This window comes from Paenibacillus nitricinens (assembly GCF_052056485.1).
Taxonomy (GTDB): Bacteria; Bacillota; Bacilli; order Paenibacillales; family Paenibacillaceae; genus Paenibacillus_AQ; species Paenibacillus_AQ nitricinens.
This window is the reverse complement of the sequence record NZ_CP183948.1, coordinates 4,291,673-4,315,596: the sequence shown is the minus strand read 5'-3', so window position 1 is coordinate 4,315,596 and position 23,924 is coordinate 4,291,673. Positions and strand designations below refer to the sequence as shown.

Genomic DNA, 23,924 nt, shown 5'->3' with positions numbered 1-23,924 from the left:
TACAGGTTACTTCTGCTCAATGCAGCTGTAACCTGTATTCATGTGCGGTTATGCCAAACACGCTTTTAAAATGCCGGTTCAAATGAGTTAAATCCACAAATCCACACTCTACTACAGCGGCATAAATATCCTTAGTTTTCTCAATGGATTGCTTGGCATGCTCTACCTTGCAATTTAAGAAAAATTGATAAGGTGATATTCCAGTATGTGTCTTAAACTCTCGGATAAATTGATATTTGGAAAGTCCAAACTCTTTACAGAGATCATCTAGTTTCAATACATGTTCTAAACTGCAGTACATCATTTCCTTTGCTTTTTTGACAAATTTATTATTAATCCTGTGCTCTGTAACTAGTTCAGTATTAGATACAACATGAACCAGGTTTAACAACAGCTCACTGCATAAGGACTCCTCTTTACCATTCTGGATGGCATGACTTAGCGCTAATATGCACTGTGCCAATTTGTCATCATATAGGATGGGAGAGGAGAAGCGGAGTTCTTTTTTTCCTAGGATCTCTTGTATCAAGGTTGGCTTGATATATAGCATGACATAATCAATACCTGCTTTATCATATGAATTGCCGTCATGCGTTTGCTCTCGATTAAATAGCATTACGCCATTTTTATGAGAGGATTGCAAGCTACCCTCAAGGTTATATTGCTGAATGCCACGTAAGGTGACACCAATTGCGTATTCTTCATGGGAATGTTTTTTATAAGTGAAATCACTCATGCTAGCTGACAATGTTAGGATATCTGCTGACTTTTTATAGTTGAAACTCTCCACGCTCTTAACCTCCAAGACTTATAAGATTCCCGATATCATAATGGCAGAGTATACTAAAAATAATGCCATCAGAGTATTTAGAACTTTTTGATGATTTTGCAGAAATGCGCTGAAGATTGCCCCGAATACAACCCATGTCGTAAAAGCAAAAAATCCGATCACAGTTATAATTATAACAAACATAAATAAGGTAAGAGAAGAAGTATAGAATGGCATTACATAGCTGGGAATGACTGTTAAAGTAAATAAGAGCACTTTAGGATTCACAAGCTGCATAAGTAAACCCGAGCGAAAATTGGCATTTGGATTAGGCTTGTCTTCCATTGATCCCATCTTATAGATTTTGTAAGCTAGGTAGAGCATATATATACTCCCAATGACTTGCATAATGATCAGAATATTTGGGATGATCTCTACCAGAACACGATTCATTATGGTAGAAAGGATAAGCAATAGCCCAAAAGCCATCGTAGCCCCGTATACATACCGCATGGTTTTCTTAGCCCCTGAATGTTGCACGGAAGAAAGAATAACAATATTGGCAGGACCAGGTGAACATGTAACTACAATGCAATAGAGAAGAAAGGAAATTATATTCATGATGACCTCCAGTAAAAGTTGTCTTATGAATATAAACCTCCTACCTTGATTGTTTATAGTACATTATTGCAGAGGAGATCAACATAATGAATAAGACGAAGCATCTAACTATTAGTACACTCACTGAGGGTGATTATGTATCTACATGTCGGGTTTTTGAAGAATCAATATCAGATGCCTTTAACAAAGAGGGATTAGGTCACTTACAAGAGGACATACAAAGTGAAACCGATCATAAAAAGCAAAAGGCGCTATCTTCACTGGAACAGGCAAACACGGATACTTATTTCTTTATCGCTAAAATCAATGGGAAGGTTGTGGGTACAATTTCCTATGGTCCATGTGGTGAGACTATTCAAATCTGTGCAGAACATCAGTTGGATCATTTGGGAGAATTGGGTAGTTTATACGTGTTGCCAAGCTATCAGGGACAAGGGATTGGTTCGGCATTAATTAAGCAAATGATGATATTTCTACACGAACATGGGATCGAGCAATTTTGTTTGGACAGTGGCTATAAACGCGCACAAATCAAGTGGCAGCGTAAATTTAGGGAGCCTTATAAGGTTATAAAAGATTATTGGGGACCCGACTCCGATCATATGGTTTGGTTGTGTAATGTGAGTGATCATTTAGAAAAAGAGACTTGTAAGAAATGTTTAACCTATAAGCCTTCAATGAGTAAATTCGCTTCCAGTAAATTGTGAAATAAAAAAGACAAAGTGCCTTCCTTGCATCATTCCCGAAACAGCTGCTGGCAAGAGAATGGTAGTTATGATGCCAGCAAATGCTGCTTTTATGATTTGGCCAGCTATGATAGCTGGCTTTTTTAAGCGTGATCTTGGTTTCGTTTGATAGAGTAAAGAGAATCTTTAGCCAGATTGCTTTCAAACTAGCGAGCAAGCAGTAGCTTCATCTGCACGTCCATTTGGCTGTACATGGAGATGGGGTCGCTGACAGCGAAATGCTCTGGGTCTATGGAATAAACACGATTATTTTGTACAGCCTTTAACTGCTTCCAGATGAATGTCTTCTCCAGCGTTCTGAATCGAACCGGATCAAGAATGCTCACAAATAATCGGTCGCCTGCGTATAGCGAAAGTTGCTCCTCAGTAATCAGGCGATAAGCCTCACGGTTTAGCATCTCTTGCTCAATAATGGGAGGGGCTGTCATGCCCAGGCCATCATATAAATTATAAGCTCCACGACACCAGAAGTTGCCAAACACATAAATGGAATCGGTGCGTATTTCGATAACAGAAACCGTTTCTTCTTTGGATATGAATCCTCGTAATTCGGTTCTGTGACGCTCAGCTTTCTGTTCATATTGCAAAATTAGCTGCTGCGCGATCCTCTGTTTATTAAAAGCTTCGCCAAGCATTGCCAGTAAAGTCATTGGTTTATGGTCGTTTTGGGAGAAGATCATCGTAGAGGCAACGGATGACAGCTCTTCACATTCCTGTTCGTTTGATACAAGTATATATTCCGGATTTAACTCGGCGATCTCTTCCAGTTGATAAGGAATATTGTTTATACGGTGAATATCCAGACTAAGGTTTCGCAAGTAGGGTCTGTTGGTTAAATTCTTTGCGGCTGCGATGGGCCGGATGCCAAGTGCGAGTAAATGCCCAAGGCAGGTTAGTGCACAAATATGAGCTGGTTTGTTCTCATAGTTGCGGACAAATTGTCCGGGAGTTAGGCCCTCCGTCTGCTTAAAGCGGCGGTTAAAATAAAATTCATCCCGATAGCCAACCTTGACGGAGATCTCTTGCAGGCGCTCGCCTTTTAATAAGAGCTGTTTTGCTGATTCCATCCGCAATGCCGTGATGTACTCCAAAACATGTTTTCCAGTAATTTGCTTAAACCAGTGGGTGAATCTGCGTTTGCTGATTTGGGCTCGCGCAGCAAGCTCCTCTACGGATATCTCCTCGGTAAAGTGCTCTTTGAGCTGTTCAATAATAGCTAGTACAGATTGACGTGTTGTTTCGGAAGCAGGCTGATCTTCCGTGCTCTCTATCATGATTCGCATCAACTTTTGGAATCTCGTGTGATTGTCCATTTGCCGTGCAGCAGACTTATCATTCTGATATTTGCTGATTTCCCTGACGATGCGCAGCGGAACTTTAGTAGAGGAAATACGGCATTCACCGACTTGCAAATAGGTTGCGACGGGTCTGGCTGTGTTGCCTAGGATAGAAAAGTTGAGCAACCAAAACAAGCTGCCCTGACCGTGAAATATGCTCATGTCGATAATCGATCCAGGATTAAATAGCCAGCAGCTTCCGGCCTTTAACGTATACTCTTCATCATTCCACCCTAGCGTACCCTCACCTTCCTCTGTGACTAACAAGGTATATGAGGTCAACGGTTGCGGGGGGATTCCACTTGATGGGGAAGTAACAACATGTTGTAAATGGTGCAATTCAAAATAAAGGGTATGTACCGGCTTTGTAACCTCTAAACCGTTCCTGTCCAAGTGAAAACCTCCAAGCTTAGTTGAGAATCGTTATCAATTAAAGGAATCATACAGCAAAGCTACATAGATATCAATCGATTCCTTCTAGTTATTAAGCAGCCCAAAAGTATAAAATAACGTCCCATCCTATCCTTGTCGGAGTTAAGGGCAAAAACTATACTGGCTATAGTTGATAATGATTATCAATAAAACAGAGAGATGGGCGGAGACAATGATGGTAATTCAAAGCAAGAATATACGGAAAGGTCTAACTGTACTTTGTATCGCAATGGCATTAAGTGCGTGTGGCAGCAACGGCGGAGGCAGCGAAGCAAAATCGACAAATACAAGGGCGGCTGCAACTAACCAAGGAAGCGGACAAGAAAATATATCAGCAACCAAGTTTGTGATGGATGCTTACGATAAACAGGTGGAGATTCCAAGTTCGCCCAAGCGGATTATTTATACAGATAACACAGTCGGGGATATTTTGCTATTTGGCGTTCAACCTATTGGACTGATTCAGGATGGGCTTCAATATGCCGTGTACAGGGATGAAGTGAAAGACGTTGCCGATGTGGGCTGGCCGCCGAGCCCGGAGAAGTTGATTGAGCTGGAGCCTGATCTAATTATTACCTCGATGACGGATGCGCAGCAGCTTGAAGTTATGAGAAAAGTTGCGCCAGTTATTCAGACGAATGAGTGGGATCCAATGCCTGTACGTGTGAAGAGGATTGGCGATTGGCTAGGCTTTGAGAAAGAGGCGGATGAATTTCTAGCGAAGCATGAGGCTGACATTAATGAAATGTGGGATTCTCTGCTGCAGAAGGGCACCATTCAGAGCGGTGAGACGGCTTCTGTCTTTCAATATATGCTAGGTCAAAATAGACTTAGCGTGTATACGACCAGCTATTTGCCAACGTTTGTCTATCATGAGAAAGGATTCAAACCGACAGCAGGTATCCAAGAGCTGATTGATGATCCAGAGAACTACGGATACTCGGACATATCTGCTGAAGTGCTTCCGAATATAGCAGGAGACCGAATCTTTATTGTTTATTTTGACGGTCCTGAGCTTGATGAGGTTAAGCGAATGATCAACGAGCCGATCTGGAGAGATTTGCCGGCCGTAAAAGCGGGGAAAGTTTATTTTGTAAACGGGGGGCTGGGCATTACAACAGATCCGCTCGCGAGAGAAGCGCTAATTAAGCAGCTTCCAGTTATGTTGGGAGAGCAGTCATGAGCCATTCTCTGGAATTATTCGATGTTACGATTATTGGCGGCGGCCCTACGGGATTGTACACGGCCTTTTACAGTGGCATGAGAGAACTGAAAACCAAGCTCATAGAAACTCAGGACGAATTGGGTGGACGCATACTGACCTACCCGGAGAAAATGATTTGGGATGTTGGAGGGATCACCCCTGTCCGCGGGGAAAAGCTGATCGACCAGTTGGTTCAGCAAGCACAAACCTTTGAGCCGATGATTGTGCTCGGCCAGCGTATCCAGCATTGTGAGCGGCAGGAGGATGGGAATTTTCTGCTGACGACAGATGCTGGTGAGCAGCATCTCACTCGGACGGTTATTCTGGCCATCGGTTATGGCGCTCGCAAGCCGGCAAAGCTGGAGATCGAGGGAGCAGATCGTTTCGAAGTGACCAATCTGCATTATACGGTGCAGCAGCTGGACGGCTTTCGCGGCAAGCGGGTATTGATCTCTGGCGGCGGTGATGCCGCGGTGGATTGGGCTGTTGAGCTGGAACCGATTGCGGCCAGCGTGACGATAGTCCATCGACGCGGTGAATTCGGAGGACACGAAAGGACTGTAAGCCAAATGAAACAGTCTTCCGTGACGATCCTTACCCCCTTTACGGTAGAAGCGCTTCATAGCCAGGATGGTACAACTATAGACACTGTCACCGTAGCTCATACTGTTACAGGCGAGCAACAGAAGCTTGAGGTCGATGCGGTGGTCGTCAGTCACGGGATGAGGTGCGATTACGGTTCGATCCGTAATTGGGGGCTTAATATGAATGAATGGAACATGCAGGTAGACGACCAAATGGTTACCAACATTCCGGGTATCTACGCGGCGGGTGATTTCGTTACTTATCCGAGCAAGGTGGAGCTGATTGCGGGTACTTTCACCAGCGGTATTTTAGCGTTAAATAGTGCGAAGAAGTACATGGAACCGGAAGCCCCTTACATGGCCTACGTCTCGTCCCATAACGACCGTTTCAAAGAGAAGAACCGTGCGCTAGGCGTTGTGGAGGAAGAGGAATAAAATAGCTGATGAACTTGCATGCAGACAGGGCTGCCCGAATGGGGTGGTCCTTTTTGCTCATTTATAACTTAATTACTTTTGTGTCGTAATATTATATATTAAATGTCGCATTTCCCTACTAATAAAGGGCTTTGTTATGTGATATTTTATTAGTAGATGTCAGAATAACATATATACAGGAGGCACAAGCAAATGACGATAAGAATTGGTAAGATTAGCTATTGGCATGTACATGCTTGGGACTATACGAAGCAAGCTCAAGAACATGAGGATACAGTATTGGCTGCGGTTTGGGATGAAGATGCAGAGCGTGGGAAAAAAGCTGCCGAAAGCTTAAATGTTCCTTTTTTCGATTCACTGGAGGACCTACTTGCGCAAGAGGATATAGATGCTGTCATAGTGGATGCGCCTACCAATGTGCATAGAGATGTAATTGTTGCTGCGGCTAAAGCGGGCAAACATATTTTTACGGAAAAAGTAATTGCCCCTACACATAAAGAAGTTGAAGAGATCATAAGCGCAGTGGAAGAGAACGAGGTGAAGCTGACCGTATCCTTGCCACGTCTAAATGATGGATACGCGTTAACGATTCAAGAAGTTCTAAGTCAAGAACTGCTCGGAGAGATCACCTACGTTAGAGTACGCTTATCCCATAATGGGGCTACAGAAAACTGGCTTCCCGATCATTTCTATAGCTTGGAACAATGTGGTGGCGGAGCTTTGATTGATCTGGGCTGTCATCCTATGTATTTGACGAAGCTTTTCTTAGGTCAAGAGGTGACCGGTGTAAGTGCTAATTTTGGTTATGTCACGGGCAAGGAAGTAGAAGATAATGCAGTGGTAACATTATTTACGAATTCAGGAGCAATTGGTGTGGTCGAGGCTGGTTTCGTGAATAGTCATTCGCCGTTTACCATCGAGGTACATGGAACCGAAGGAACTCTTCTTTACGGAACACCAGAGGATAAGCTTCTCCTTAGAAGTAACAAATCCGCTGACATAGAGGAAGGATGGAAAGAAGTAGCGCTACATGCTAATCGTGAAAGCGCATTCCATCAGTGGGTTAATCATATCCAAAAGGATACTTTCGCCACCGAGAATGTTCAAATTGCTGTGGAGCTTACGAGATTAATAGAAGCGGCGAATCGTTCTGCTAAAGAAGCTCGTATGGTTCGGTTAGCAGATCTAGACGCTTAACCGGTCTCCACCTGTCAGGAGGATGTTATATTGAGTAACTTTCCCTATGAGATGATGTTTGAGAAACATGATATGCTCGAGAGATTGGATATTTCAATCCAATGGGGACATTACGAGATTACAGTTCTTAGATTTCATTTGATCTCTTTTCCGCCGGGAAGAGTCATAGATTTCCATAATCATTCTGAGTTCGAGTTTCATTTTATTCCACGAGGAAAGGGAGAAGTTATTCTTGGCGATCTGCAATATCTTTTGTCGGAGGGAATGCTCTATTTAACCGGACCGGGTGTCATGCATCGCCAAGAGGCGGATCCAGAAGAATCCATGGAAGAACTGTGTCTACATGTGGACATCAAAGAGAAGATCAGAGAGGACGTAGATCCTTGGGAGGTTGCGGAGGCTGAGACCTGTGTTCAGAAGCTAAAGCAGTTACCGCTAGTTCCAGCACAAGATTATCACAGTGCTATGAAATGTTTTCTTGAAGCCTATGAAGCTTGTGAAGGTAAATTAACGGGATATTATACTTCCATTAAACATCTCGTAATTAGCATTTTATTAAAGGCAGTAAGAGCGTATGATGCTGGTGGAATTCGAACAGAAGCGCCTGTTAGAGATATGTCAACTTATCGGTACCAATATGCCATTCAGTATATGGAAGCTAATTATTCAGGAGCCGTTACCTTGGAGAATGTTGCTGAAAAGCTGAATATTAGTTCAAGGCAGCTGCAGCGAGTGTTTAAACAAGTTAACGCCGAACAATCTTTCAGTAGGGCGCTTGAGGATATCCGGTTGAAAGCGGTCTGCCGTAAGCTTGAAGAAAGCAATTATCCGATCGAACAAATCGCTCAATCCGAAGGATTTACGAATGCAACGTATTTGCATATCGTATTTCGCAAGCGTTTAGGCATGACTCCAGCAACTTATCGAAATACAAAACAAACTAATTAGAAGTGAGGGTGAATGAAATGAGTAAAGTTTTTCGCGTAGGAATTATTGGGTGTGGTGGAATTGCGAACGGGAAGCATTTACCAAGTTTGAGCAGACAAAGTAAGGTTGAGATCGTTGCCTTCTGTGACATTATTAAAGAACGTGCGGAAGAAGCGGCGGAGAAATACGGAAGTTCTGAAGCTGTAGTCTATACAGAATATACTGAATTGTTGAAAGATCATTCCATTGATATTATTCACGTGCTAACGCCGAATGACGCTCATGCTGAGATCTCAATTGCAGCCCTTGAAGCAGGAAAACACGTCATGTGCGAAAAACCAATGGCCAAGACGGCAGCAGATGCCAAACGAATGGTGGAAGCAGCGAAACGTACAGGCAAGAAGCTAACTATTGGATACGACAATCGCTACAGAGAAGACAGTTTGTATTTAAAAAAAGCCTGTGAGTCCGGGGAGCTTGGTCATATCTATTTTGCAAAAGCACATGCCATCAGACGGAGAGCGGTACCGACTTGGGGCGTATTTCTCGATGAAGAGAAGCAAGGTGGAGGGCCACTGATCGATATCGGAACCCATGCGCTGGATCTAACGCTGTGGATGATGGATAACTATAAACCGAAAGTCGTGCTGGGCACTAAATATCACGAACTGTCTCAAAAAGAAGAGGCCGCCAACGCTTGGGGACCTTGGGACCCTAAAAAGTTCACCGTGGAGGACTCAGCGTTTGGGATGGTCGTAATGGAGAATGGCGCCACAATTATGCTGGAAGCGAGCTGGGCACTCAATTCATTGGACGTACATGAAGCGAAGTGCAGCTTAAGCGGAACTGAAGCAGGCGCTGATATGAAGGACGGACTTAGAATTAATGGAGAGAAATTCAGCAAGCTGTACACCAATAAAATTGAGCTTGGGGCAGGCGGCGTTGCTTACTATGAAGGAAAAGCAGAGAGTGCACCTGACATCGAATTAAGAAAGTGGATCGAAGCTATTGAACAGGATAAAGACCCGGTTGTAACACCTGAACAGGCATATGTTGTTTCGCAAATATTAGAAGCGATTTATGAATCTGCACAAACGGGTAAGGCTGTGTATTTGGATTAGATTTTTGACAAGCATAGCGATATAGAGTAATATCCACTTGTGATTTAATTACAGGGATCTGAGACAAGACTCTCTCTTTACCGGGAGAGTTTTTTTGTTTTTTTTGCTTGTTTGAATACTGGTTTATAGGGGTGAAGAGCATGAATACTGTAGAGCGAAATCAAGTTCTTATTGTGGAAGATGACGATAATATTAGACGGTTTATAGCTATAAATTTAACGAATAATGGGTTTATGGTTAGTGAAGCTGCTTGTGGAGAAGAAGCATTGCAGAGCTTTGAGGCGAACCGGTCAGACGTTATTGTTCTGGACATCATGCTGCCGGATTTGAATGGGTTTGAGATTTGCCGGAAGGTAAGAGAGCAGGACCCTGGGGTCATCATCATTTTTTTAACAGCACGAGGACAAGATCTGGATAAAATCAATGGCCTTGAAATGGGTGCCGACGATTACATTGTGAAACCTTTTAATCCATTAGAACTGGTGGCACGGATTAAAGCGATATTGCGCCGTACAGAAACAGCTCTAAAACCGCAAAGAACTATCCTTCAAGCCGGACCGATTCGCCTGGATCTGAACTCGAACAAGATGTTTAAACACGATGACATTATTGAATTAACCCCGAAGGAGTTCCAGTTGCTGAAGACCTTTCTAGAGCATCCGGATACAGCACTATCTAGGAATGAATTAATGAACCTGGTCTGGGGTGAGGATTATATTGGCGATCCGAAGACAGTAGATGTTCACGTGCGTAAGCTAAGAGAGAAGATTGAAGAGGACGCCTCTAACCCGCATTGGATTGAGACTGTATGGGGGCTCGGATACCGCTTTAGAAAGGATGGTTGAAGGTTGGGTATTCAGAAAAGATTAGTAGGAAGCTATTTTGTAGTGATCTGTCTTACGGTGCTCATTCTTGAGATTATCCTTAATTTATCTGTACGTTATTATTATTTTCATAATATAGAGCAAACCCTGATGAATCAGGCGGAACTGTCGGCTTCTTTTTATCAGCAATATTTTAGCGACGAGGATTTAGAGGCACAATCGGATCGGTTGTTAAAGGGCTTTGCCAGTCATTCCGATGCACAGGTACAGATTATTAATGCTGAAGGTCGGCTTTTGCAGGATTCGAACGGAATCCAAGGCGATTTTGCGATGACAGATAACATGGATGTACAAGCAGCCATAAAAGGGCAGCCTAACAGTTGGAAGGGTGAGGACCCCGTAACCGAGGAAGCTATTTTTACGGTGTCCTATCCTTTACAAGCCAAAGGAAACATCGTTGGAGAAGTAAGGTTTATTACCTCCTTAACGGAAACGATACATACAGTTAATCAAATTGCGGTTTTGCTGATCGGGGTAGGTTTGCTCGTGATTGGTATTGTCACCTTGCTTGGATTATTACTATCTTGGACCATAACCAGATCCATTAAAGATCTGAAACAGGCGGCAGATCAAATGTCCGAAGGAGATTTCAGCATAAGAGTACAAAAGCGTTATCAAGACGAGCTTGGATCCTTGGCGGATACATTAAATATGATGGCCAGTCGAATCTCGAACAGTGAACAGCTTAAGAATGATTTTATCGCATCCGTATCCCATGAACTGCGTACGCCATTGACCTCGATCAAAGGCTGGGTAATCACCTTGAAGGCGGGTGGGGAGAGTAATCAGGCTCTATTTCATGATGGGCTAGATATCATTGAATCTGAGAGTGACAGGTTAACTCATATGGTAGATGAACTGCTCGATTTCTCCAAATTGGATAACGGAAGAATCGCAATTCACCTTACAACTGTGGATCTAACAGGGCTGTTGCAGCATATTGGCAGACAACTCACCCCTAGAGCAACCCGACAAGGCATCTTGCTCGAAGTGAAAATAGAAGAGAATTTGCCTGTCATTCAAGCTGACGAGAATCGTGTGAAGCAAGTCATGATTAATCTCATTGATAATTCGCTCAAATTCACTAGTTCCTCAGGTCGAATTCTTATTACTGCCCATACGGTTTCAGGGAAAGTTGTAATTACAGTTGAGGATACTGGGTCAGGCATCGCAGAAGCGGATTTAGAGAATGTGCGGCGAAAATTCTACAAAGCGGACCAACAGGCGTCAGGCAGCGGTTTGGGTCTGTCTATCTCGGAACAGATCATTACATTGCATCATGGGGAACTACGAATAAGCAGTACTTTAGGCAAGGGGACGATTGTCCAATTTGACTTGCCGATATAAATAGAGCTCAAATTTAACTATTTCATAACCACTTTCATCTCTTTCACAGATAAAATACTATATATGCGGACAAGCGAGGAGTCGATGATCCAAATGCCGAGCAAATTCATAAAAATAGGTGCTATGTTAACAACGTTAATTTTGCTCGGAGGATGCGGAGTGCCGGCAACACCAGGAGAGCTGATTAAGCCTCCATCATCAGAAGCAAGCCTGCAGCGAGACAAAACGAGTCAGGAATTTATCAAATGGCTTCCCGACAAAGCTCAATTGATAACTCCGTTGGAAGGACAAGAGGATCATGCTATCTCCTTTGGGGATATGGATGGAGACGGTATTGACGAAGCTGTAGTTGTATATGAGTACAGCAAAAACAAAGGTTCTTCTATAAAAGCGATGCTGCTTAGGCAGGAAAATGAAGCGTGGCAAAAGATTTCGGAGGTTGAGGGGTTTGGGTATGGCCTGGATTATGCCGGATTCTATGATGTCGATGATGATGGCCATAACGAACTCGCACTGGGCTGGTCATTGGGCGAGGCAGGGAACGGACTGGATATTTACACGCTGAGTGAAGATAAATTAAAGCTGTTATCGAAGAAGGCGTATCAGGACAAATTTGATCTGAGATAATCATTCCACTTTATAATCCGCTGCACTTCAGCTTCATCTTGAAGCAAGATGTATTTGTGCACAGGCGGATTATTTATGATGCTCATTTTACAACAAGAAAAATACAGAAATTAAATAGAGGTTGTTTCATGTTTATCTCCACCAAAATTGCAAAGCTGGACAGATCCGTACTTTTTTTCGTAACAGGCCTAGTTGGTATTGGTACTGTTGCTATTTATGGAGCGACTACGGATACACGGTTAGACGGACTTTACATCAGTTCATTGTATTTATTTGCTTTATTTTGCATACCCATGTTATTCATCGCATTGGTAGATTATAAGATTCTATTAGGCTGGTTAGCGTATCTCTTTTATAGCGTGGGTATTGGTCTACTTGTGCTAGTTAAGCTGGTTGGGGAAAACCTCAATGGTGCCGTGCGTTGGTTAAGTATTGGGAGCTTTCAGCTCCAGCCCTCCGAACTGGCTAAAATATGTACGGTATTGCTCATTGCTCATCTATTGGGTAAACGAGAAGGACAGCAGCTTCGCTTTTTTCAAGATTTAGTGCCGGTTTGTTTCGTTTTTTTAATTCCTTTCATTTTGATCATGGATCAACCCGATTTGGGTACAGCGCTCGTTTTTGCTGGCATATTGCTTAGTATGCTTTGGATTGGTAACATCCGTGCTCTATATATGATTTTGATCCTCGGTGTGGTGATTATTTCGATCGGCACGATACTATGGCTCTACTATGCCAATTTCGACTTGTTATCCAAGATTGTCGAGCCCCATCAATTGTCACGAATTCAGGCTTTTTTAGACCCGCAGAGTGATCCGGATAAATCCTGGCATGTCAAAAACGCAATGATTGCCATTGGCTCCGGTGGATTATCGGGTAGTGAAGGTATTTTTTTGCGAAAAGGATATATTCCTTACGCGTATTCCGATTCGATCTATGTGGTCATCGGTGCAAAATACGGTTTTATAGGTTCATCTGTGCTGCTGATGCTTTATTTATTGCTCGTCTATCGAATGATCTTTATCGCACTAGAAAGCAGGGATCGTGCAGGAGCATATGTTGTCACCGGATTTATCGCCATGATTATCTTTCAAGTTTCTGTTAACCTTGGAATGCATCTTGGATTGCTGCCCCTAACGGGGATATCCTTGCCGTTTATTAGTTATGGAGGTAGCTCGTTACTTACTAATATGATTGCGATTGGCATAGTGCTAAGTGTGAAAGTCCATAAGGATGAAAGCACGGTTTGAAAAAGCTACTGGAACTGAGTGGAGGGAATTATGACTAACAAACGCAAATGGACAACAACTCGTAAAATTCTGACGAGCATTGGACTTGTCTTAGGCGCAACGATTATCGGAATTGGAGTATATGCAGGGTATTTATACAAAAAAACGGATAACGCGATAGAGCGCATGGCTGCTCCAATCAACGTCCAGCCAACCGCTGCCCTAGAGGAAAAAAAGGAGACGGTATCGGTTGAACCTATGATTTTTCTGCTTGCCGGGGTAGATAGTCGGGACGGTGGTGGTGGGGTAATGAATACCGATGTGTTAATGCTTGTCAGCTTCAATCCTGACACGAAGTCGACGAGTTTCTTATCTATACCGAGGGATTTGTTACTAAAACCTAAATCGTTGCCCTCTCGAAAAGCTAATTATTATTATGCATACCATTACATAAAAGATAAAACTGAAGCTATCCCTAATACAAAAGAGTTTTTCAGCAATTTACTAGGTCTGCCAATTGATCACATGGTGGTGGTGAATTTTGATGTGCTGAAGGAGACGGTGGATTTGCTTGGCGGGCTAACCATTGATGTCGATATGGATATGAAATATATCGATTCGGCAGATGGAACGAACATCGACTTAAAGAAGGGCTTGCAGAAGCTGGATGGCAAACATGTGCTTGATTTTGTGCGATACCGCAAATCGAATCAAGGAACGGCTGAATCCTCCGATTTTCAGCGCAATGATCGACAGCAGCAAGTAATTAAGCAGATTCTGGATAAGCTAGGGAATTTCCAAGGCGTGTCCCAATGGGGGAATGTATTGGACATCATCGGTGAAAATGTGAAGACAGATATTCCACAAGCAGATCTCCAGCAATGGTTGTTGAACTTCCCTAAACTCAAACCAGATCATATCAATTCCTTACATGTGGAATCTCTTTGGAAGAGTCCATACGTGTATGTGAATAAAGAGGATCTTAAACAAGCACTTACTACTCTGAGTACGGAAGCGGGCGTTAGCTCCGAAAGTTCATTGCACTTGGAGAATATTGGGACGGTAGATTGAAAGGTTATCACTTAAACTGCTCTTAGGAGCAGTTTTTTTGTGTTCTACTAATAATCCCGATAACCAGTAAAGTAATCCGCCATCGGGTAGAGGCCTGACTTCCAGGCATAGTACGATGAACACAGCGATTATGAATCGTATATTGTTTTGGTTTACTTGAGAGGAGAAGGGGATTTCATGAAATACAGACTGAGTATTATGTTTCTTATCGTACTTACAGGGATGATATCGATAGCCGCATTTAATCCGATTATTGGCCCGCTTGCCCGAAATTTGGGACTTAGTGATTTTCAATCAGGATGTTTGGTATCGGTAGCGGGACTTTGCTGGCTGCTCGGAGGATATTTCTGGGAAAAACAAACATTCATGAGCCGAAAATGGCTGCTCGCTTCGATTATGTTCGTCTATATGGCAACACTAGTCATTTTTGCATTGCTGGCTGATTATGCAGTACATGCTGAGAGCAAAACCAGCCTATTTTGGAGTTTCTTTATCCTTCGTGCAATCGCCGGCTTTTTCTTTGGAGGTATTCCGGCATTAGCACAGGCTTATGTTATGGGCTGGAGTACAAAAGAGACCCGTACTCAGGGAATGGCATTATTCGGTGCAGCCAATGGACTTGGCTTCGTAGTAGGACCTGCAATGAGCGGAGGAATGGCTTCGCTGGGACTCACCTCGCCAATGTACGCCGCAGCGATATTATTATTCACCTTAGCTATTTTGTTTCTAGTGTTTATTCCTAAAGAAAAGAATATCGAGATTGAACGGCAGGCGATTTCACTTTCACCCAACGACAGACGGATACGCCTCTATTTATGGATTGGACTTTTGCTATCGTTTGCGCTGAATATCGTGCAGGTTACTATCGGATTTTTTGTGCAAGACAGCCTTGGATATAGCACCCAGCAAGCCACTCAGTTAATTGGAACGGGTCTGGCTATCTCTGGAGTAATGGTGGTGCTCTCGCAAATTGTGATCAGCAAATATCTCAAATGGCATCCTAAAAAGGTGCTGCTCGTAGGGCTATTATTTGTGGCTTTGGGTCTGCTAGGCTTGTTATTGTTTATCAGATTTGCTTATGTGGACTTTACATTCTTGGGAATCGGCATCGGCTTTACATTGCTTGGCTACAGTGCCGGTGCTTCAATGGCGGTTCAAGACCATGAGCAAAGAAGCGTTGCTTCCTTTATTGCAGCCCTACAAGGTGGCGGATCATTCATAGGTCCAGTTATAGGTACAGCTTTATACACCGCTAATATGGCACTTCCTTATTCTTTCTGCGTGCTGTTGATTGGCATTGTAGGTATCGCGAATTTGAAAAATAGATCAGCAGATCGTGTGGAGAGTTGTTAAATAGAATGGCTGCTCCTAGAGTAGATTCGAAGCTGTCGAGGGAGACTCGACAGCTTTTTATTCTGCAGCTTTCTGCTGGCAGCGGCTTATGTAGGAAATAAGGAGAAAGAGTTTTTTACCTCGTAACTGCCTTCCAATTAATAGTATAATAAGAACTCGTAGGAGTTATTTGAATAAAGTTGTAGAGATGTTATCTAGAATAACTTTATGCGAATACATACTCATATTTGAGGAATAAGGAGATGAGAGCATGACTGTAAAGACTACAGCGGAACAAATCCGCATTATCGAATATGATCCTTCTTACGCTAAGGCGGTCGCAGAAATGTGGAACCGTAGCAACGAAAGCTGGGGAGGAGGCACCAATCAGAGAACAGAGGATACCGTGCGCCGCGAGATGGAAATCTCGTCCAATCTGAATGTGTTTCTCGCCGTTGATGGTGAGGAAGTGGTCGGCTTCTGCAGTTTTGCTCATTACCGTCAAGACGAAGGAGCTTTGTATGTTCCGCTGTTGAATGTGCGACCTGATTATCACGGATACAAGGTAGGTCGTAACCTGATTTTGAACGCTGTTCGCCGAACAGTTGAAGCGGGCTGGCCGCGACTTGATCTGTTTACTTGGGCAGGTAATACGAAGGCCGTACCGATGTATAAGAAATGTGGATTCTTTTGGGAAAAAAATGAGGATTACGTCCATCTGATGAACTTCATTCCGACGGTTCTGCAAACGGAAGCACTCGCTCCTTATTTTGAGCAGCTGGATTGGTATGCAGATAGCACCCGTGAACTGCCCATTCAGCCGGATGGTCGCCGGGAGCGTGGTTTTGATTTCTTCGATTACACTTGGCAAAAGGGAGAACTTTCCTTACGTACAGAATTCGAGAAGACCGGTCGCGGCTTGACGGCTCTTGATACACCTGACTATGAAATCTCCACGGAGATTGACGATCACGATCTTGTATTCGGTTCCACCTACAAGATTCGCTATCACATCAAGAATCGTTCGGCGTCTGATCTGGCTATTGAGATCAAAGGCCAAAATGACAAAAATATTCGTTTTGCCTTGTCTGCTGCACCAACACTGGCGCCAGGAGAAACAGTTATTGTAGAAGGTGAGTTCGAGCTTGATCCGATTCGTGAAGAGCAAAACGACAAGAAGACTCACCCCGTGGTTATGAGCAAATGGATCATCGGTGGCAAGCGCGTTGAGTTCCGTATAGGTGTTACTCCTAAATTCCCGCTGAAAATGCTGATGGAGTTGCCAACACGTGAGCTGTATCCGGGTCTTCCCGCTGAGATATATTTGAATGTTGAGAATAATTTTGCAGCGGAAGCGGAATTTTCTTTTGATTTGCCAGAGGAAGAATTTTTGACGTGGGCGGATCGGGCAGTGAGCTTCTCGGTTCCAGCTAAAGGTAAGGCTTCCATCCGGGTGCCCTTTACCCTAAATTCATATGGCCTTTATTCACGGGATATTGAGGTAACGGCCGTTCCGGCTGGAGAGAAGGCAGTGTCCTTCATCAGCAAATTATCTGTGCTAATGAAAGGAACACATGGCCGCTTTGGTGGGGAAAACGGGGATCAGTGGGTGGCTGTAAACGGCGCCTACTCCGTACATCTTAATAATAACGATAATGGGATGTGGATTGAATATCCCGGCTCGAGCCATAATTTCTGGCTGACCCATCCGAAGTTAGGTAAACCATTCGCCGAAGAATTCTCGAAGAAACAGGCTAAAGAAGTGAAGATCTATTCCGAAGGAGAGGGCCAAGTTTTAGAGACCCTTTATGAATCGGATGAATTCCCGGGTCTGGAGATAAAAAGAGTGGCTAAGCTCTTTGCAAACGGAATCGCTGAGTTTTATAGCGAGGTATGCAATACTAGTAACCAAACGTTGGAAGAGGATATGTATCTGCTAACCAATTTCGGATTTTTTGGCAAACGGCTCATCCTGCCTTATCAGGGTCATTACGTAGACATGGGCGATTCTTATTCGGGTGATCCGGGTAATTGGGACAGCGCTCAAATTACGGAAAATTGGTTGTTTAGCAAGGAAGAAAATGTCACATGCGGCGTTTGCTGGGATCCTTCGCTGAAGCTGCTTCGTCCGGAGTATCCACTTGGTCTGGAGCATAAACTTGGTCAAATCTCTGCTGGAGATGTCGTACGAACAAAGACACTGGTGTTCGCTTTAAACACCTTCCTGAAGTGGTCGGATTTCCGCACCTTTGCACGGAAGCAGGTGGATCCGATCACACCAGTGTTGGATGATCATCTTGAACTAACACTCGGCGGTGGAAATCCGTTTGCGGCGGGGGCGCTTCATGCGGAGTTAATCGAACGAAAAATGACTTCGCTTAATGGAAGCCTCGAGCTGTATGTCCAAACGGATAGAGGAGAGGAGCAGAAAGTCGCTGAGATGGAGCTGCAAAGAGAGCAGAATCTGCACTCCGCGGGCTTTGAGCTCTCACCTGAGGAAGTGGAATCTTCTTTAGAACACAGCCAATCAGGACAGAAGGTTCGAGTTGTCTATCGTGGAGAGGATCGTATTCAAGAGCGAACAGGCCTATGGTTCCCACAAACGGAAACAGCAGCCGTTATCTATGGCACAGAAGAGGGACCGGCGGGGCCTATTTACACTGTGAGCAACGGAGTTCTTTCTATTGCAGCTGCTCCTGATTTCGCCAGTGTTGTGCATTCCCTGAAGCACCATGGAGAAGAATGGCTGGATAGCTCCTATCCGGAAGCAGCACCACGTTCCTGGTGGAATCCTTGGCACGGTGGACTCGGTGTGGGGATTTCAGGTATAGGTGGATTTAGTCGGTTGGAGGAGCCAAGAAGCGCAGCTTGGACCGAGAAAATGGATATTCAGGGCAATGTATGGAAAGGATTACGTATCACTACTTCGATCGAGAAGCAGGAAAAGAACCGAGGAATTGTTGTTAATCAGCATTACCTTATGCTCCCAGGTGTCCCTGTGCTCTGTGTGTTGCATTCGGTGACCAATAACAGCGGAATGACCCTGCCGAATTATTCGTTGTCGGAGGAAAATTATATCAAACCTTCACCAGTTTATGCCGAAGGATGGATGGAATTCTCCAAGGAGGGCAAGTTCTTATTAGGCACGGTTGAAACCTATCTTGAGGCCAAGGGACTATTGCGAATTGGTGCAACTTCGCGTAAGGATATGCTGCATATGGTGAGCAGTCATCCGAATCAGAGTGCCTCGGCGTATGTGAACAATAAAGTATTTAATCACGGGGTGCATCATCATCTTCCGCTTCTAAATGGAGAAACCGTTTGGACACAGCCGTCCTTCCTGATCATGGGAGAACTCGCTCTGAATTCAGAGGATATCCGCAATCTTTTGAAGCTGACCTTTGCTAGACCTATTGACGAAAAGGAGATCTTAAATGCCGATCATTGATATTCACATTCATCTGTCGGACATCGACAGCTTTCATCAAACAGCACAGGATCACTCCAAAGTCGATTACACTGCTGCTGGTCTCAAAGCGGAGTTTGATAAGAACGACGTTGTTCTCGGCATTGGAATGGGGGTCACGGAGCAGACGAAGGGAGCTTTCCCTGACTCTACTTCCCCTAATCCGATGAGCCTTGACTTGGAGGATACTGTGCCGCCTTTCTTGATGGAATGCGTGGGGATCAATCCGAACATGCTCGGAGGAAAGGATGCACAAGAGGAGCTGGATCGAATTGAGGCACGGCTGCAAGCTCCCGAGGTAGCTGGTATTAAGCTCTACGCCGGGTACTATCATCATTACGTTTATGACAAAATCTATTCGCCGATCTATGAGCTGGCAGCAAAGTATGGCACGCCTGTGGTCATTCATACTGGTGATACGTACTCGATGAACGGATTGCTAAAGTATGCACATCCACTTACCGTGGACGAATTAGCGTTTCAACGACGTGATGTGAATTTTATGATCTGCCATCTTGGCGATCCGTGGGTGATGGATGCCGCCGAAGTGGTGGCCAAAAATCCAAACGTCTATGCCGATTTGTCGGGTCTTGTGGTCGGTGATCGGCCTCATTTTGAACGGTTCATGAATGAACCTCTGTTCATGGATCATTTTCGCCGGGCGCTGGTGTATTCCGACCACTATGAGAAAATGTTGTTCGGCACGGATTGGCCACTCGCTCCTATTGACCTGTATGCGGAATTTGTCCGCCGACTTGTCCCTGAGCAGCACCACGAAAAAGTATTTTACGAGAATGCCTTCGCCTTATTTCCACGCATCCAGCAGCGGATTGCGGCGCTCTAAGTATTACGAACAAGAGGCTGACCCAAAAGCCATGAAATGGCTGCTTGGGTCAGCCTTTTTTTACGTAGGATATACTTAGGCTTTTTGAGTGGAAGCTCCGCGAGCGGACCGTTGTTCCAATCGCTGTGCTCTCCAGATTTTTTCATTCCTCTTAGTGGCGAAAATCTGGAGACCAAGGGGACCGCTGTCGCTTTTCCACAATCAGTCCGTTCTCTCCGCTGTTTAAGCGGAAAATTTTTTACAATTTCAATTGAAATATAACCGGAACTTCCGGCGATTTCTGCTTCGCGACAAAGAAAAAGTGACGCTAGAGGTCGGTTGGCTTTCGCCTTGCCTACAATCAACTTAAGCAGGCCGCCATCGACCGGAAATATAACAGAGCACGTCTCCAATAACCCGGTGACGTGCTCTGTTGTTGTATTATTTTTTATAGCTTTGAAGTCAGGAAGGGCTGTCTTTTGAATAAAGAGACCTACTTATGGGACAGCCTTTTGTTTTTTTGTAAAAGGATATTAACTCATCTAGCAACTCTTTAGTACATATAAGCGTCTATGATGTATACATTAACGCTGAAACAATGGGCTTGCTTTTTTATTATACAATTGTATAATGGTTTTATTACACAATTGTATAACGAGGTGAAATAGTGATGAATAACAAAATCAAACGGCTCCCCGATGCTGAATTGGAAATTATGCTGGTGATTTGGAGGGCGGAAAATTGGGTTAACTCCTCCTACATTTTGAATCAGCTGGGGGATAAGCGTAAGTGGGCACTTGCAACTTTATTGACTGTGTTGTCACGTCTAGTTGAAAAGGGCTTTTTGTTTTGTGAAAAAGAGGGACGTAGCAATCGTTATCTTGCCGCAATTTCGGAAACGAAATATAAAGAGAGCGAAGGGAAGTCCACGCTTGAGAAGCTGTTCGGTAACTCTGTGCAAGATATGGTGATGTCTTTATACAACGGAAAGGCAATCGATAAAGGTGATCTTGCAGAGCTGAGGGAAATGCTGGATAGAGTAGAAAAGGAGGAAACCTGATGATAACAAGTCTTTTTTTAGATTTTCTGGTTATTTCATTAACTACAAGTCTAGTTATTATCGGTTTGATCTTGTTAAGGCCTATGTTAAGGAGACATTATTCAGCGAAATGGAGTTATTGGATATGGTTGATTTTAACCCTGCGATTATTGCTGCCGTTCAACTTTTCCTTTACTAATCCTCCTGTAGCCATTCAAATACCAGAAGGTAAGGGGATGGCCACAGTCTTTCAGGGTACACCTTCTCAGAATTTACAGGCTGATCCATCTGTAATCACTCAAACAGCTCAGGCAGGGAATGTAAGCCATATCCCATCAATTCTGGACATTTTAGCATTCATCTGGCTTGCTGGAGCTGTGTTATTTTTAGCGTATCATTTGCTGAGCTATTTCTTTTTCAGAAAACAGGCACTGCGTTGGAGTAATCCTTTTCTTGGGGAGAATATAGTCACTAAGCTCAAACAAGTTTCTAAAGAATTGAACGTAACAGCCTCCATTCCAGTATTGATAAGCAGTAAAGTTCCCAATCCGATGTTAATGGGCTTTTACAAGCCAGCTTTGTTTTTGCCTCATGAACAATATAGTGATGAAGAACTGGAGTTTATCCTAAAACATGAGTTGGTTCATTACAAAAGGCTTGACATCGTTTATAAGCTGTTGTTGCAGATAGTGCAGGCACTACATTGGTTTAACCCGTTTGTTTGGTTAATGACGCGCGAAGCTGCCCACGAGATTGAGATTTACTGTGATGATACGGTTGTACGTGAGCGAGGTGCGGCCTATCGGAAGAAATACTGTGAAGCGATTTTATCGGTCATGCAAAGCAGTGCCACTCGGCATGTAGCTTTGTCAACGAATTTTGCAGGAGGAAAACACTCGATGAAGCAGCGATTCGGTAGTATTTTAAATATGAAAGAAAAACGAAATGGAGTAGGGGCTTTTTTTACAGTCATAATGTTGGTTGGAGTGACAGCAATATTAGCTGCATGTACGAATCTAAATGGTCAATCTACAGATAAGACGCTCAAACCAGGTACGATTTATTCCTATAGCTCCAGCGGTGAACAAGTTGTTGTGCATAATGCTGGAAATGAATATTCCGTTGACGAGAATGGTAATGTCTCTGTCTCCTATCGGGAGGGGGAGATCCAAGCGCCAACGCCTTTAAAACTTGATACAACTGGAACAGAAATGGGGATGGGGAGAGGAGAGACTGGCTTTTTTATTTCCGAGGATAAAACCGCAATTGTCTATGGATTTGCAGATGGAAAAGAATCTCCACTTCAGGTATTAATCAGTGATAACATGGGAGAAACATGGAATACCTACAACATTCAAGGTGCAAAAGGTTATGACACGAAGTTCATCGGATTTACAGACAAACAAAACGGCTGGATTGTCTCCGGAGGTTCTGCGGGTGTGGGACGTTCGTTGAATTATGTATATCTGACCTCTGATGGTGGGAAGACATGGACGGAGATTGGTAATCCTAACGATTTGTACGCGGAAAGCTTAACAGGAGCTGGCTTCTCTAGCAAGGATATCGGCTTCTTGGGGTTCAGATACTATGAAGATAATGGGCCAGTTATTTATTGGACCAAGGATAAGGGGCAGTCATGGGAAAAGCTCGCGGTGACTCTTCCGGATGTCTTCAATGATTATAAAAAAACGCCGCTTTCACCTATTTTCAATGGAAAAGAAGGGTTGTTTCCTATTCTGCTTACTAAAGAGGGAAATACAATCGGTACCATCTACCTGTCGAGTAAGGGCTACGGCTTAGAGTGGACATATGATTCAGCATATGATCAGCTTGAGGATTCTAAATAGTAACAAAAGGCTTTTAATTGTATTGAATACAGTTAAAGTGAGAATTCAGCCCTTTGTAGACGAAATAAGTGTACAGAATGCAGTTATCTCGTTAAAAAATATACGGAGAGGGGATAGCGGAACGTCGATCGACTTCCACCTCTACGCATGCAACCAGCGGCATACCCAAAACACAAGGCAGCGATTCTCCAATAAGGAGAACCACTGCCTTGTTGGTTTTACAGGTACCCCTTGCTCTGGCGTGCAATGAATGAGCTTACTTTTTCCAGCCACCGCCGCCATTCGATGAGGATTCTACATAATCTACGTTGATTTTGCCAGTGCTAGATCCGAGCTCAGTGTTGAAATTATATTGTCTGAGATTCCAATCATCGAAGGTTCCCAACCAGCTATTATCTACGATGAAGGTGTAGCGTGTTGTAGCAGAATAAGTGCCACGGATATAAGAACAGACCGCTCTTGATCCATATACACCCATTTTATAGCCCTTGGGATTTTTGGTACTGCTGTCTAATACGGATTTTATGCCTTGAAAATAAGGCACAACATTGTTTGTGATTTCTGATGAGGTCATATCACGGTCTATGGCAAAATAAATAGGAGTGCTGCTGGTTTGTCCCATATCGCTTGCTAATCCTACAGCAGCTTCAGCATCTGCAACACCGTTGGCATTCGTAAAGTGATCGAGCGATTTACTGATTTGGTAAAGGGATACGATATATAATCCTCCGTCTGATATTCGTGTCACCTCGGCTGATGTGAGACCATCCTGATAACCTTCTACACGATTCAAATATCGGCCAACAAATGTGAAGCTATTGTTTTTAAGTGTAGTTAATCTTGCCGCTGTTACATTAGTAGCAGTATCACAACCTAGAGCCATTTT

The 23,924-nt window shown here is 43.8% G+C and carries 21 protein-coding genes; 16 read left to right on the top strand and 5 right to left on the bottom strand.

The window, feature by feature from the left end; genetic code table 11:
• Positions 1-16: 16 nt before the first annotated feature.
• Together ACN6KS_RS19170 and ACN6KS_RS19165 are read right to left on the bottom strand one after the other, a co-directional pair.
• Positions 17-790 (bottom strand): AraC family transcriptional regulator, encoded by a 774-nt coding sequence (locus ACN6KS_RS19170; protein ID WP_440960275.1) that lies wholly within the window; start codon positions 788-790, stop codon positions 17-19.
• Positions 791-808: 18 nt separating this feature from the next.
• Entirely contained in the window at positions 809-1,390 is a 582-nt protein-coding gene (locus ACN6KS_RS19165) for a LysE family translocator (protein ID WP_440960274.1), read from the bottom strand.
• A gap of 86 nt (positions 1,391-1,476) precedes the next feature.
• Here ACN6KS_RS19165 and ACN6KS_RS19160 point away from each other — a divergent pair, with 86 nt between their 5' ends.
• A complete protein-coding gene (locus tag ACN6KS_RS19160; RefSeq protein WP_440960273.1) occupies positions 1,477-2,097 on the top strand; it encodes a GNAT family N-acetyltransferase in 621 nt (206 codons plus the stop codon).
• Positions 2,098-2,282: 185 nt separating this feature from the next.
• Here ACN6KS_RS19160 and ACN6KS_RS19155 read toward each other — a convergent pair whose 3' ends face one another.
• Complete coding sequence (locus tag ACN6KS_RS19155; protein WP_094869276.1) at positions 2,283-3,866, bottom strand: helix-turn-helix domain-containing protein; 1,584 nt, start codon at positions 3,864-3,866, stop codon at positions 2,283-2,285.
• A gap of 211 nt (positions 3,867-4,077) precedes the next feature.
• Between ACN6KS_RS19155 and ACN6KS_RS19150 the strand changes: the two genes are divergently transcribed.
• From ACN6KS_RS19150 to ACN6KS_RS19090, 13 genes are all read left to right on the top strand, one after another.
• Entirely contained in the window at positions 4,078-5,088 is a 1,011-nt protein-coding gene (locus ACN6KS_RS19150; protein ID WP_179281542.1) for an ABC transporter substrate-binding protein, read from the top strand.
• Positions 5,085-6,128 carry an NAD(P)/FAD-dependent oxidoreductase gene (locus tag ACN6KS_RS19145; protein WP_094869278.1) on the top strand — a complete coding sequence of 348 codons (1,044 nt, stop codon included), beginning with the start codon at positions 5,085-5,087 and terminating at the stop codon, positions 6,126-6,128. The genes ACN6KS_RS19150 and ACN6KS_RS19145 overlap by 4 nt, the downstream gene beginning before the upstream one ends.
• A gap of 192 nt (positions 6,129-6,320) precedes the next feature.
• A complete protein-coding gene (locus ACN6KS_RS19140) occupies positions 6,321-7,325 on the top strand; it encodes a Gfo/Idh/MocA family protein (protein ID WP_440960272.1) in 1,005 nt (334 codons plus the stop codon).
• 27 nt (positions 7,326-7,352) lie between these two features.
• Complete coding sequence (locus ACN6KS_RS19135; protein ID WP_440962422.1) at positions 7,353-8,273, top strand: helix-turn-helix domain-containing protein; 921 nt, start codon at positions 7,353-7,355, stop codon at positions 8,271-8,273.
• 17 nt (positions 8,274-8,290) lie between these two features.
• A complete protein-coding gene (locus ACN6KS_RS19130) occupies positions 8,291-9,373 on the top strand; it encodes a Gfo/Idh/MocA family protein (RefSeq protein ID WP_094869281.1) in 1,083 nt (360 codons plus the stop codon).
• Positions 9,374-9,513: 140 nt separating this feature from the next.
• The gene (locus ACN6KS_RS19125; RefSeq protein WP_094869282.1) at positions 9,514-10,218 is read left to right on the top strand and encodes a response regulator transcription factor; all 705 of its coding nucleotides are present in this window, start codon (positions 9,514-9,516) and stop codon (positions 10,216-10,218) included.
• 3 nt (positions 10,219-10,221) lie between these two features.
• Positions 10,222-11,604, top strand: a complete 1,383-nt coding sequence (locus ACN6KS_RS19120) for a sensor histidine kinase (protein WP_440960271.1) — start codon at positions 10,222-10,224, stop codon at positions 11,602-11,604.
• Between the two features lie 93 nt (positions 11,605-11,697).
• Positions 11,698-12,231, top strand: coding sequence for a hypothetical protein (locus tag ACN6KS_RS19115; RefSeq protein WP_094869284.1), 534 nt, complete (start codon positions 11,698-11,700; stop codon positions 12,229-12,231).
• A gap of 128 nt (positions 12,232-12,359) precedes the next feature.
• Positions 12,360-13,481 carry an FtsW/RodA/SpoVE family cell cycle protein gene (locus tag ACN6KS_RS19110; protein WP_440960270.1) on the top strand — a complete coding sequence of 374 codons (1,122 nt, stop codon included), beginning with the start codon at positions 12,360-12,362 and terminating at the stop codon, positions 13,479-13,481.
• A 30-nt stretch (positions 13,482-13,511) separates the two neighbouring features.
• Complete coding sequence (locus ACN6KS_RS19105) at positions 13,512-14,531, top strand: LCP family protein (RefSeq protein ID WP_094869286.1); 1,020 nt, start codon at positions 13,512-13,514, stop codon at positions 14,529-14,531.
• Positions 14,532-14,708: 177 nt separating this feature from the next.
• Entirely contained in the window at positions 14,709-15,884 is a 1,176-nt protein-coding gene (locus tag ACN6KS_RS19100) for an MFS transporter (RefSeq protein ID WP_440960269.1), read from the top strand.
• Positions 15,885-16,134: 250 nt separating this feature from the next.
• The gene (locus ACN6KS_RS19095; RefSeq protein ID WP_440960268.1) at positions 16,135-19,311 is read left to right on the top strand and encodes a GNAT family N-acetyltransferase; all 3,177 of its coding nucleotides are present in this window, start codon (positions 16,135-16,137) and stop codon (positions 19,309-19,311) included.
• Positions 19,298-20,173 carry an amidohydrolase family protein gene (locus tag ACN6KS_RS19090; protein WP_440960267.1) on the top strand — a complete coding sequence of 292 codons (876 nt, stop codon included), beginning with the start codon at positions 19,298-19,300 and terminating at the stop codon, positions 20,171-20,173. The genes ACN6KS_RS19095 and ACN6KS_RS19090 overlap by 14 nt, the downstream gene beginning before the upstream one ends.
• Here ACN6KS_RS19090 and ACN6KS_RS19085 read toward each other — a convergent pair.
• Entirely contained in the window at positions 20,170-20,319 is a 150-nt protein-coding gene (locus tag ACN6KS_RS19085) for a hypothetical protein (protein WP_440960266.1), read from the bottom strand. The genes ACN6KS_RS19090 and ACN6KS_RS19085 overlap by 4 nt on opposite strands.
• A gap of 503 nt (positions 20,320-20,822) precedes the next feature.
• Here ACN6KS_RS19085 and ACN6KS_RS19080 point away from each other — a divergent pair.
• Positions 20,823-21,212 carry a BlaI/MecI/CopY family transcriptional regulator gene (locus ACN6KS_RS19080; RefSeq protein ID WP_440960265.1) on the top strand — a complete coding sequence of 130 codons (390 nt, stop codon included), beginning with the start codon at positions 20,823-20,825 and terminating at the stop codon, positions 21,210-21,212.
• A complete protein-coding gene (locus tag ACN6KS_RS19075; RefSeq protein ID WP_440960264.1) occupies positions 21,212-23,038 on the top strand; it encodes a M56 family metallopeptidase in 1,827 nt (608 codons plus the stop codon). The genes ACN6KS_RS19080 and ACN6KS_RS19075 overlap by 1 nt, the downstream gene beginning before the upstream one ends.
• 256 nt (positions 23,039-23,294) lie before the next feature.
• On the opposite strand, the gene ACN6KS_RS19070 is transcribed toward ACN6KS_RS19075, so the two are convergent.
• Entirely contained in the window at positions 23,295-23,921 is a 627-nt protein-coding gene (locus ACN6KS_RS19070; RefSeq protein ID WP_440960263.1) for a glycoside hydrolase domain-containing protein, read from the bottom strand.
• Positions 23,922-23,924 lie beyond the last annotated feature (3 nt).